Below are 11,473 nucleotides of genomic sequence, written 5' to 3'. Positions count from 1 at the left end.
CCATTGCGGCGATAATTCCCGGGGTGGAGAGCGTTTTCCTTGCTCGCCCCTTGCGCCCGGCCCTCCAGGGCCGGACAATGGCGTCCCTTTTGCTGGCAAAACCTGCTCCTACTCTATGACCCTGTTGGCGTTCGGTATCAATCACAATACGGCTCCCCTGGCGATCCGCGAGCGCGTGGCGTTCGGACCCGACAGCCTGGAGCATGCGTTGATGCAGGCCCGCGAGCGGGCGGGGTTGAATGAAGTCGCCATCCTCTCGACCTGCAACCGCACCGAGATATACGCCGCCAGCGACGCCGAGGTTCACGCCCTGTTGGCCTGGCTGCTAGAGCATACCCAGATGGATGAGGACGCCCTGAGCCGGTGTTACTACTGCTTTGAAGATGCCGAGGCGGTGGGGCATATGATGAAAGTCGCCGGCGGGCTGGACTCATTGGTGTTGGGGGAGCCCCAGATTCTGGGCCAGATGAAATCCGCTTACGCTGTGGCCAGCCAGGCGGGTACCGTGGGGGCGACTCTGCATTCGGCGTTTCAGCAGGTGTTCGGAGTGGCCAAGCGGGTCCGCTCGGAAACCGCCATCGGCGAGAATCCGGTGTCCGTGGCCTACGCGGCGGTTACCCTGGCCCAACAGATCTTCTCCGATCTCAAAGAAGACACCGCTCTGCTTATTGGCGCCGGTGAAACCATCCAGTTGGTGGCCCGGCACCTCAAAGAGCAGGGAATTCGCCGGCTGGTTGTGGCCAATCGGACCCTGGAGCGGGCGCACGTCATTTCCCAGGAACTGGGGGCCGAGGCGATTCTGCTGGCGGACATTCCGGAACACCTGCACAAGGCCGATATTGTGATTTCCTCCACCGCCAGCCAGTTGCCCCTGCTGGGCAAGGGGGCGGTGGAGTCGGCGCTGAAAAAGCGCAAACACAAACCGATGTTCATGCTTGATATTGCGGTTCCCCGGGATATCGAAGAGGAGGTGGGCTCGCTGGACGATGTCTACCTGTACACGGTGGACGATCTGCACGCGGTCATTGATCAGAACAAAAAGTCCCGGGAGGCCGCCGCCGACAAGGCCCGGGAAATTATTGCCGAAGGCGTCGGCCAATACCTGAAAATGCAACGCGCCCAGGACGCGGCGGTCACCATCCGCTCGTATCGGCAGCAGGCTGAAGCGTTGGCGGCCCGGGAGCTGACCAAAGCCCAGAAGGCGCTGGAGGCCGGCGGTGATCCGGCCCAGTTGATGGCGCAATTGTCCCGCGCCGTCACCAACAAATTATTGCATCCGCCCAGTGTGGCTTTGCGTCAGGCCAGCGCCGAGGGGCGCACAGAACTGGTCGCCGCGGCGCGCGAACTGTTTGGGCTGCAGGCGGATGACATCGAGACCCAAGAGAAAAGCGAACCCGAATGAAAGCATCCATTGAAGAAAAACTGTCCCGCCTGACCGAGCGCTACGAAGAAGTCGGCCAGCTGTTGTCCGATCCGGACATCATCGGCAACCAGAATCGGTTTCGGGACTTGTCCAAAGAGTACGCCGAGCTGGAGCCGGTGGTGCAGAGCTATTCGCGCTACCATCAGATGAAGGCCGACCGCGACGAGGCGGAAACCTTGCTGTCCGACCCGGAAATGCGTGACATGGCCCGCGAGGAGCTGGATGCCTGTGACGAACAGTTGGGGCCGATGGAAGAAGAGTTGCAGCGCCTATTGCTGCCTAAAGATCCCAACGATGGCAAGAACGTGTTTCTGGAAATTCGCGCCGGCACCGGCGGTGACGAGGCGGCCATTTTCGCCGGCGACCTGTTCCGCATGTACAGCAAATACGCTGAACAGAAAAAGTGGCGTATCGAAATCATCAGTCAGAACGAGGGTGAACACGGCGGCTATAAGGAAATCATCAGTCGGGTGTCCGGTGACAGCGTGTACGCCAGCCTGAAATTTGAATCCGGCGCGCATCGGGTGCAGCGTGTGCCCGAAACCGAGTCCCAGGGTCGCATTCATACCTCGGCCTGTACCGTGGCGGTATTGCCCGAAGCCGACGAAGTGGAAGCGGTGGACATCAGCAAAGCGGATATCCGGGTCGATACCTTCCGCGCTTCCGGCGCCGGCGGTCAGCACGTGAACAAAACCGATTCGGCGATTCGCATTACCCACATTCCCACCGGCATTGTGGTGGAGTGTCAGGACGAGCGCTCCCAGCACAAAAACCGGGCCCGGGCCATGTCACTGCTGGCTTCCAAACTGAAGAGCCAGAGCGAAGAGGCCGCCGCCAAAAGCCTGTCGGACGAGCGGCGCAACCTGGTGGGCTCGGGCGATCGCTCCGAGCGTATTCGCACCTACAACTTTCCTCAGGGGCGGGTGACGGATCACCGCATCAACCTGACCCTTTATAAACTGGATGAGGTGATTCAGGGCGCGCTCGATGAAGTGGTACAGCCCCTGGTGCATGAGTATCAGGCCGACCAGCTCGCGTCCCTGGCGGAGTGATGCGCACCGTCAGTGAAGCGCTGCGCCGGGCCATCGAACTGAGCCCGGTAAGTGACTCTCCTCGCCTTGATGTGGAGCTATTGTTGAGTTGGGTGCTTGGCAAGGAGCGGGTCTGGCTGTACACCTGGCCGGAAACCGAACTGAGCGACGCTCAGCAGGCCGAGTTTGACCGGGCGCTGTCCCGGCGCCGCAAAGGCGAGCCGATTGCCCATATCATGGGCGAACGGGAGTTCTGGTCGCTGCCGCTGTACGTCAATGCCAGCACACTGATTCCCCGCCCGGATTCCGAGCGACTGGTGGAATTGGCGTTGGCGCTGACGGAAAGCGCCCCCTCTGGCCGCGCGCTGGATCTCGGCACGGGCACCGGTGCCCTCGCGCTGGCGTTTGCCAGTGAGCGACCGGCCTGGGAGGTAACCGCTCTGGATGCCTCGACGGCGGCGATCGAGCTTGCCCGGCGCAACGCCAGGCGCCTCGGGTTGGAGCGAGTCCGCTGCCTGCACAGCGACTGGTATTCGGCATTGCCAATGGACGAGCGGTTTGAGCTGGTAATGAGCAATCCGCCCTATATTGCTGACTGCGATCCGCACCTGAACCGGGGCGATGTGCGCTTTGAGCCCCGCTCAGCGTTGGTGGCCGAACGCCAGGGGCTGGCGGACATTGAGCACATCGTGAATCTCTCGCCCCGGCATTTGTTGCCCGGCGGCTGGTTGTTGATAGAGCATGGCTGGGAACAGGGATCGGCGGTGCGAGAGCTGTTCACGGTACGGGGCTTTCGCGCCGTGCGCACCGAGCAGGACCTGAACGAACGCGACCGAGTCACACTGGGGCAATGGCCCGCAAAGGAGGTGGCCGATGATGAACGATAACCAACTGCTGCGCTACAGCCGACACATCCTGTTACCCGAGGTGGATGTCGAAGGGCAGGAGCGACTGCTGAACGCCCGGGTGTTGATCGTGGGCCTCGGCGGCCTGGGCGCACCGGTGGCAATGTATCTCGCCGCCTCCGGGGTCGGCGAGCTATGGCTGGCGGACCACGATGAGGTCGACCTGTCCAACCTTCAGCGGCAGATAGTGCACACCACTGAACGTGTCGGCGAGCCCAAGGTGCGCTCGGCCGCCGCCGCCCTGCAGGCGTTGAATCCGGACGTACGACTGGTTCCCATTGAAGAAAAACTCAGCGGCGAGGCGCTCATCGCCCGCGTGCGCGAGGTGGATCTGGTCATTGATGCCACGGACAACTTCAGCGTGCGCTACGCCATCAACGAAGCCTGTGTCGCTACCCGTACACCGCTGGTGTCCGGCGCCGCGATTCGCCTGGAAGGGCAGGTCACGGTGTTCGACTCGCGCCGCGATGACAGCCCCTGCTATCGCTGCCTGTACGACGTGAGTGAAGACGAGCAACTCAACTGCGCCAGCAGCGGCGTACTGGCACCCTTGGTGGGCGTCATCGGCAGCATGCAGGCACTTGAGGCGGTAAAACTGCTCGCCGGTGTCGGCACCAGCCTCGCCGGCCGGCTGCTGCTGTTCGATGCCACCACCAGCCAATGGCGCGAACTCAAACTCCCCCGCGACCCGGACTGCCCGGTCTGCAGCAGCGTCCATTAAATTGGGCTGGAGTGTGGCACACAGGTATGCGTAGGGGCCGAGCGCAGCGATATAAAGGCCGCATCCGCCGTTGCCAGCTCTCGAATTTAACTACCCAAAAAACGCCTGCTTCAACTCTTGATGCTGCTCGGGGCGTAACCGCGGGCCGTACTGGGTCACCACCTTGCTGGCGGCCAGACTGGCAAACCGACCGGCGACATCGTACCCGTGCCCTTGGCTCAGCGCGTACAGAAACGCACCGGCAAACATATCGCCGGCACCGTTGGTGTCCACCGCTTTCACCGGCTGGGCATCAATGTGATACGAGTGGCGGCCATCAAAGACCAGCGCGCCGTCTGCGCCGCAGGTGATGGCAAAGGAGCGGCAGTAATCCTGCAGTGACTGAGCGGCTTCTTCCAGCGTGTTGGTGCCGGTAAAGCCCATGGCCTCCTCGCGGTTGCAGAACAGCAGGTCCACGCCCTTGCCGATCATCTCCAGCAGTCCGTCGCGGAAGAACTGCACCATGGCCGGGTCCGACAGGCTCAGCGCGGTCAATGTGTTACGCTTCTCCGCCCGCTCGCGCAGTTCAATGGCGGCGGCCCGACCGGTGTCGGAGCTGACCAGGTAACCTTCGATATACACATAGTCCGCCGCATCAATGGCGGGAGTGTGCAGCTGGTTCACCGACAGTCCGGCGCTGATGCCGAGGAAGGTGTTCATGCTGCGCTCGGCATCCGGGGTGATCATCACCAGGCATTTACCGGTGATGCCCTCATCGCTGCCCAGGTGCTCGGGATAGTCCACGCCGGCGGCCTTGATGTCGTTCAGGTAGAATTCGCCGTTCTCGTCATTGGCGACCCGGCAGGAATAAAAACTGCGGCAACCGAAGTAGCTGGCGGCAATCACGGTATTGGCCCCGGAGCCGCCGCTGGCGCGATTGGAATGAACCAAGTGGTCGCTCAGGTAGTCAATCAGCTCAGACTGGCGGGGCTCATCGACCAACGTCATCACACCTTTGGCGACCGCCATGGCTTTCAGGTCGGCGTCACTGACTTCGATTTCGGTGTCCACCAGAGCCGCGCCAATGCCGTAGATGTGATAGTGATCGTTCATGAATGCCTCGCTGTCTGTCCGAAATTGAGCGCTATGTGGCGCTTCCGGTTGGGTTTTGGCCGACCATTATGCAAAATAAGCGCCCCGTACGAAAGCGCCCCGAACGCGCGGGGCTTCACCAGTAACGAGTTGACCTCCGATTATGACCCGACGTCGCCACAAAACCCGAACCCGCCGCAAAGGACGACCCACTCAGGGGCGCCACGGCTGGGCGCTGTTGCGCCTATGGCTGCTGTATGCGGCGGGCGTGATTGCCCTGCTGTTTGTGCTCTGGGTGATCTATCTGAACGGCGTGGTGCGCGAGAAATTTGAGGGCAAAAAGTGGTCGGTGCCCGCGCGGGTCTACGCCCGTCCGCTGGAGTTGTACGAAGGGGTGTCGCTGCCCCCCGACCTGTTTGAGCAGGAAATGCTGGCACTGGGTTACCGGCCGGTGGAGCGCGTCAGTGGCCCCGGGCAGTACGCGCGCCGGTTTGAGGGCAACACCCGGCACTATGACGTTTACAGCCGCGGCTTTGAGTTCTGGGACGGCGACGAGCCGGCCCGGCGTTTTAGGATGACGCTGGACGCCGGTCGGGTCACCCGTCTGCAGGGCGGGCAGGGGGAGCCGCTGCCACTGATGCGGCTGGAGCCCGAAGAGATCGGTGGCATATTCCCTGCCCACGGCGAGGACCGGTTACTGGTGCGCCTGGAAGACCTGCCGCCGTTGCTCGGCGAAACCCTGCTCGCGGTGGAGGACCGCGACTTCCTGGACCACTTCGGGGTATCGCCCACAGCCATTCTGCGCGCGGCCTGGGCCAACCTGCAGGCGGGGCGGGTGGTGCAGGGCGGCAGTACGCTGACCCAGCAACTGGTGAAAAACTTTTATCTCACCCATGAGCGCAGCCTGCAACGCAAATTCCAGGAAGCCATCATGTCCGTGCTGCTGGAAGTGCATTACAGCAAGTCGGAAATTCTTGAAACCTACATCAACGAAGTCTACCTGGGCCAGAGTGGCTCCCGGGGGGTACACGGCTTTGCCCTGGGCGCGCAGCATTACTTTCGCCAGCCCCTGAACGAACTGAAAACTGAGCAGATCGCGCTGCTGATTGCCATTGTCAAAGGGGCGTCCTACTACAATCCCTGGCGTCACCCGGAGCGGGCCAAGGAGCGCCGGGATCTGGTTTTGCGGGTCATGCACCGGGAAGGGCTGATTGACCAGGCTGAACTGGACGCGGCCACCGAAGCCCCTCTGGGCATCGTGCCGGACGTTGATTACAGCCTGCAGAGTTACCCGGCTTTTATCGAACTGGTGAATCGGCAACTGCGTCGGGATTACCGGGAGGAAGACCTGCGCAGCGAAGGGCTCCGCATCTTCACCAGCCTCTCGCCGATGATTCAACGGCGCCTGGAGCGGGTGATCAGTGAGCGGTTACACCGCCTGGAGCAGGCACACGGCACCGAAGGCCTGCAGGGCGCCGCCATGGTCACCTCGGTGGGCGCCGGTGAGGTGCTGGCCCTGGTGGGCGATCGCAACGGGCGGTTCAATGGCTTCAATCGCGCCCTGGATGCCCGCCGTCCGATCGGCTCGCTGGTCAAACCCTTCGTGTATCTCACGGCTCTGGAGCGTCCGGATGAGTATCACCCCGGCACCCTGATCAGCGATGACCCGGTCACCGTGGAAGCGGGCGATGGCACCCTGTGGGAACCCCGCAACGCCAGCCTGGAAGATCACGGGGAAGTGCCTCTCTATCAGGGGCTGGTGCACTCCTACAACCAGGCCACCGCCCGGCTGGGTATGAACCTGGGGCTCGGCTCGGTGTACGACACACTGCGTGCCGCCGGCTTTGAGGGGACTATCCCCGGGGTACCGGCCATCCTTCTTGGCGCGGTGGAAATGACACCCTACGAGGTCTCCGGTATTTACCACACCCTCGCCGCCGAAGGCGTCTATACCCCGCTGCGGGCGATTCGCGAAGTGCTGACCGCCGAGGGCGACCCGCTACGCCGCTATCCGTTGAAGATGGAGCAGCGGTTCAGCCCCGAGGCCAGCTTCCAGATGCAGTACCTGCTGCAGCTTGCTCTGCGCGAAGGCACCGGTCGGTCGGTCTACCAGCGGTTACCGGAAGGACTGGCCATGGCCGGTAAAACCGGCACCAGTAACGACTACCGGGACAGCTGGTTTGCCGGCTTCAGCGGTCAGCACCTGGCGGTGGTCTGGCTCGGGCGGGACAACAACGAGGAAACCCCGCTCACCGGCTCCTCGGGCGCCCTGCATGCCTGGGCGGACATGATGGCGGACCTGCCCACTCAGGGGCTGCCCCTCACGCCGCCGGGCGATGTGAGTTTTGACTGGATCGACAGCGCCACCGGAAAGCTCAGCGCCGAGCGCTGCGAGGGCGCCGTCTGGTTGCCGCTGCGGGAAGGTCAGGTTCTGGAGGAATCCGCTGGGTGTCGCATCGACCGCTCGTCCCGCCCCAGCTGGTGGCAGCGCCTCTGGCAATGAGCGCCGCACCAAAAAAAGCCGGTGCTTCAAGCACCGGCAAGATAGGAGTACACAATAAGGAAAGTTTCCTGACAAGGTCCACCGGACCCAACTGGTGGTTGATAAAACCAGAGGATTGCCAACACCAGTTACTTACAGTATCGGCGCTGATCAGAAAATCGCCAGTTTTTCCGGCCGCTTAATTAAACCAATTGGAAATAGCTTTGGGCTTGTACATGAGATTTGGCTATATATTAGCCGAATCTCATGCAGTGACGCCCAGGGGGAAGGCTAAAAGCGCAGGGTGCCGGTGCTCTGGGCTGCGCGGCCGCGCACCGCTTCCAGGGCCTGATACAGGCGGGAGTCCGGCGGGCTATGGCGCAGCCCCTGTTCCGCAAACTGACGGGCCTGCTCCATCTGCGCCAGGTCAAAGTAGCTCTGGGCCAACACCAGATACAGCTCGGGCTCGCGCCGATCGATCCGCAGGCCGCGCTCAGCGGCAGCGATGGCACCCATATAGTCGCCCTGCTCATAGGCCAGGCGAGCCTGATCGATCAGGCTGACCACAGCGGCCGCCTGGGGGTCCACCTGGGGGCCTTCCGGCTCATCGGGTCGGTCCAGCGGGCCCACGCAGGCGGTCATTACCAGAGCCAGAGTGGTTACAGCAGCAAGTCGAAAAGCGGCGTTCACGCGTCAATTCCTCATTCGGGTCAGACAATAATGGGCGCATGATACCAGTTGCGGCCCGCCATGGGGCTCCATCCTCCCGCCAATCCATCAAACTGTGACGCAAGAAATGCCAATTCCCCATTTACAGCAGAAAAACAGCTGTTATAATTCCGCCCTCGTTGGCACAGGCCAACCCAGTCGGAGCGTAGCGCAGTCTGGTAGCGCACCTCGTTCGGGACGAGGGGGTCGGAGGTTCGAATCCTCTCGCTCCGACCACTAATTCCAGTCTAAGCCCCTGATTTTCCTAGAGAAATTCGGGGGCCTTTTCGTTTTAAACCCTTTCTGTACCGTAGCTACTAATTCCGCCTTGGAAATTCAGCGAACCCCAGTCCTTTGAGCCATAATCGGTTAAATGAGGTACGTCCTCTATATTTTGTAGCATCCACATCTGTCGAGTGGAGCTGGGTAGATGCTGGATGCCCTGAAGTGAGCAACTATTGAATGCAATATACACGGAGAGGCTGATGGTTCTCATATCTGGTCGAGCAGCTGCGGTCTCCGTGGCTATTTTGTGTTTATTGGGCTGCGAATCGTTAACTCAGGCTCAACTGGACGCGTTGGTAGCTGGCATGCTAGCTGGCGCAAGTCGGCAACAAACAGGGGCGCGGGCGTACTATCAGGGCACAACCGATGATTCTGGAATTGGCCAATGTGCTTCTACAGGTTCTTCTTATGACTACCAGTCAGGTAACTCATATCATTGTAACTGGATGGCGGACGGCACTCTAAAGCTTAATGGTTACAACTATTCTAATGGAACCAGCTGGGTGACTTACTTTTCCGAAAATGGTGATATGAAAGGTTATGATTCAAACAAAAACTATTGGACATATACAGAGTCCAGTGGTTACTACATAAATTACGGTACAGGGAAGAGCTGTTATGGAAAAGCTGCATTAAGACACTGCTACTAGTGCTTTATGTGCTATCAGAGACTGAGAGATCGTATTAATCCAAGACGCGACACGCCAACCGTTTCGAAAACAGAAAAGTGTAGCTCACGTTCCCAGATTAGCTGACGAACAGATTTTATAGACTGGAAAGAATACGGATTGGTCAGCGGGAATTTTTCGGAAACTAAGGCCGTGTAAGTTGTTCTCTGTTGCCAACATCAGTCTATTTTGTCCAGATCGGGTGTTTCACAAACACACACGCTTCTGAACTGGTGGCTTTCAAAGGTTATCGAAGGGGTGTGTAAACCGGTCATTGATAAATGATCGCCCTTGTCATTCATCCTATGTTACTTTGCGAGACAGTTCGACGTTGACCATTAGGCGTTTGCCAATGCGGATGGAGGGGGTGGCCGCGATCCAGCCAGCCCTGGACTACTTGGGGCTCATCGCCTAGGCCGATCCAGTCGGCGAAGAGGGTCCAGGGGAAGACCGGTGGGGCGCCTAGAAGGGTGTTTGAATCTACATCTTGAAAGTCAATGCACTTTGTCTCACTATGTTTCACATTGGGCGTGTTAATCTTGATATGTATTAAATTACATATCAATTTAAGCATAGTTTTTAATTGCATGCTTATTTTTATATGAGTTGCGGATATGGGCGACGTCATAGAGCGAATTAAAGTTATATGTAAATCGGAGGGATTGACGCGGGAAGAGCTGGTATCAAAAACGGGGATGAACTATGCCCGGTGGCATAATTTGATGAATAACAGAGGAGTGATGCGGCCCGAAGAGATCGTATTAACAGGAAAAGCATTTCCGGAAGATAAACATTGGATAGTATTTGGAGAAGAGCTTCCAGAAGCAGGACAGATAAGCCCGGAAAGTAAAGACTGAAAGAATTGAGGTCATAAAGCTGATGTTTGCAGATAGATAGAGAGGGAAAAGCTAGGTGCACAATACGATAAACAGGATTGGAGAAAAAATTGAGGGAGATAGAGGGCTTAAAAGCATAAAAAGGCAGGTTCTATCCTTATCTATAGTGATTGCTGTAATTGCTATGGGAGAGATAGAAGTTCATAAAGTGAACACTTTTTTTATAGAGTTTTCAGTGGGAAGTTTTAATAACGTAAAGAACCTTTTGTATATTCTTCTGATTTTTTTGGTTATAAGATATTACGGGTTCTCTGAAGAAATAAGAAAGGAGCTTTCATCGCTATGGGCAAAGAAGCTAATGAGTGATCCGGAAGTTTTTGAACTAAGCAGTGAGCATGATTTAATTTTTGGCCACTTAACTAAGGTTACTGGCGATATCCCAGATCCATCTATCCTAAGTGCAGAATACGTGGTTGGAGGGTGTTTCAGAAGAGGAGTTGTTTATTGGAGATCAGTAGATCCAGAGGCTCCGAGCGAAAGAGTATATATTAGCCTAAATAAATTTAATGAAAAATGGTCAGCTTTTGATTTTCTCAAAATATTGTGGGTGGAGTTTAGGTGTCAGTTATCGGTTGTTTTTCAAATGAGGTATAGCATAGAAATATTTGCTCCTTATATTTTTGCAATATTTGCGATTGTTATTAGTTTGTTGTACTAATTTTTGTGGTTACATTAACGAACCTCTTTCGTTAAAGCGAGCCTCTACCAAGTCCCTTAGTTTACTTGCTGCGCGAACAGCTCTGTTTGATTGTTTTATGTCATAGTGATCATGTTCACGTATTTCCATTAGAAAAAGGTGTTGGCTTTGTCTTGCATCCCAAACCCAGTTCAGTTCGGTGCGCAATTTTTCGGTTATGATTCCTGCTTCATGTAAAAGATTGGTTCTTTTTTTATAGTTGTTTATTTGTTTTTTTGAGTAGTGCGGCCTAAGAATGTCGTATGTAAGGCTCTCTATTAATTGAGCCATAAGGCATATATTCTCTTTTATTATCATGTCTCTAGCAACGCCCTTGATGGTAGTTCTATTGAGTATCCAGCGAAAAACGTCGGAGCCTATAAGTGCGTATGCAAAATTGCGTCTAAGAATTTGATCACTAATAAAGAAGTATCGCTCCAAGTGGATATTGGCTCTCCTGATGTAACCCCACGGAAACTTTATTCTTCCGTCTTCGCAATTTCTGTGAACTAAGTAGTCCTGTATGGCTTGTACCCCTTCGCTAACTTGATACTGAACACCCCTTAACTGATCGTCGTTCTCGATTTTTAAAGGCATAGTCGACCCC

11 protein-coding genes and 1 tRNA gene are annotated in these 11,473 nt (G+C 57.2%); 9 read left to right on the top strand and 3 right to left on the bottom strand.

The annotated features are described in order from the left end of the window. Positions 1-115: 115 nt before the first annotated feature. The 4 genes from hemA to EDC38_RS07745 are packed head-to-tail and all read left to right on the top strand — an operon-like array spanning position 116 to position 4,080. Entirely contained in the window at positions 116-1,402 is a 1,287-nt protein-coding gene (gene hemA / locus EDC38_RS07760) for a glutamyl-tRNA reductase (protein ID WP_123638007.1), read from the top strand. After that, positions 1,399-2,475: a peptide chain release factor 1 gene (gene prfA, locus EDC38_RS07755; protein WP_024460930.1), complete on the top strand. Its 1,077-nt coding sequence runs from the start codon at positions 1,399-1,401 to the stop codon at positions 2,473-2,475. The genes hemA and prfA overlap by 4 nt, the downstream gene beginning before the upstream one ends. Next, the gene (prmC, locus tag EDC38_RS07750; protein ID WP_123638006.1) at positions 2,475-3,341 is read left to right on the top strand and encodes a peptide chain release factor N(5)-glutamine methyltransferase; all 867 of its coding nucleotides are present in this window, start codon (positions 2,475-2,477) and stop codon (positions 3,339-3,341) included. The genes prfA and prmC overlap by 1 nt, the downstream gene beginning before the upstream one ends. Then, on the top strand, positions 3,331-4,080 hold the full coding sequence (locus tag EDC38_RS07745) for a HesA/MoeB/ThiF family protein (RefSeq protein WP_211331108.1): 750 nt from the start codon (positions 3,331-3,333) through the stop codon (positions 4,078-4,080). Before prmC ends, EDC38_RS07745 begins: the two co-directional genes overlap by 11 nt. Positions 4,081-4,170: 90 nt before the next feature. On the opposite strand, the gene EDC38_RS07740 is transcribed toward EDC38_RS07745, so the two are convergent. Then, positions 4,171-5,172 (bottom strand): adenosine kinase, encoded by a 1,002-nt coding sequence (locus EDC38_RS07740; RefSeq protein ID WP_123638004.1) that lies wholly within the window; start codon positions 5,170-5,172, stop codon positions 4,171-4,173. Positions 5,173-5,314: 142 nt separating this feature from the next. Between EDC38_RS07740 and mrcB the strand changes: the two genes are divergently transcribed. Beyond that, positions 5,315-7,654, top strand: a complete 2,340-nt coding sequence (gene mrcB / locus EDC38_RS07735; RefSeq protein WP_024460926.1) for a penicillin-binding protein 1B — start codon at positions 5,315-5,317, stop codon at positions 7,652-7,654. A 270-nt stretch (positions 7,655-7,924) separates the two neighbouring features. Here the strand turns inward: mrcB and EDC38_RS07730 are convergent, their stop codons facing one another. Next, the gene (locus EDC38_RS07730; RefSeq protein WP_024460925.1) at positions 7,925-8,323 is read right to left on the bottom strand and encodes a tetratricopeptide repeat protein; all 399 of its coding nucleotides are present in this window, start codon (positions 8,321-8,323) and stop codon (positions 7,925-7,927) included. Positions 8,324-8,501: 178 nt separating this feature from the next. On the opposite strand from EDC38_RS07730, the gene EDC38_RS07725 reads away from it, so the two are divergent. The 4 genes from EDC38_RS07725 to EDC38_RS07705 all read left to right on the top strand — a co-directional run bounded on the left by EDC38_RS07725 (position 8,502) and on the right by EDC38_RS07705 (position 10,848). Further along, positions 8,502-8,578, top strand: a tRNA-Pro gene (locus EDC38_RS07725). Between the two features lie 248 nt (positions 8,579-8,826). Next, positions 8,827-9,276, top strand: coding sequence for a hypothetical protein (locus EDC38_RS07720; RefSeq protein ID WP_123638003.1), 450 nt, complete (start codon positions 8,827-8,829; stop codon positions 9,274-9,276). A gap of 632 nt (positions 9,277-9,908) precedes the next feature. After that, positions 9,909-10,151 carry a helix-turn-helix domain-containing protein gene (locus EDC38_RS07710; protein WP_123638002.1) on the top strand — a complete coding sequence of 81 codons (243 nt, stop codon included), beginning with the start codon at positions 9,909-9,911 and terminating at the stop codon, positions 10,149-10,151. Between the two features lie 55 nt (positions 10,152-10,206). Continuing rightward, the gene (locus EDC38_RS07705; protein ID WP_123638001.1) at positions 10,207-10,848 is read left to right on the top strand and encodes a hypothetical protein; all 642 of its coding nucleotides are present in this window, start codon (positions 10,207-10,209) and stop codon (positions 10,846-10,848) included. Between the two features lie 9 nt (positions 10,849-10,857). Here EDC38_RS07705 and EDC38_RS07700 read toward each other — a convergent pair whose 3' ends face one another. Next, positions 10,858-11,463, bottom strand: a complete 606-nt coding sequence (locus tag EDC38_RS07700; protein ID WP_123638000.1) for a hypothetical protein — start codon at positions 11,461-11,463, stop codon at positions 10,858-10,860. Positions 11,464-11,473: the final 10 nt, after the last annotated feature.

Origin of the sequence: Marinimicrobium koreense, assembly GCF_003762925.1 — a bacterium.
Classification (GTDB): Bacteria; Pseudomonadota; Gammaproteobacteria; order Pseudomonadales; family Cellvibrionaceae; genus Marinimicrobium; species Marinimicrobium koreense.
Note: the sequence above shows the minus strand (reverse complement) of the source record. Positions and strands in the feature narration are given on the sequence as shown.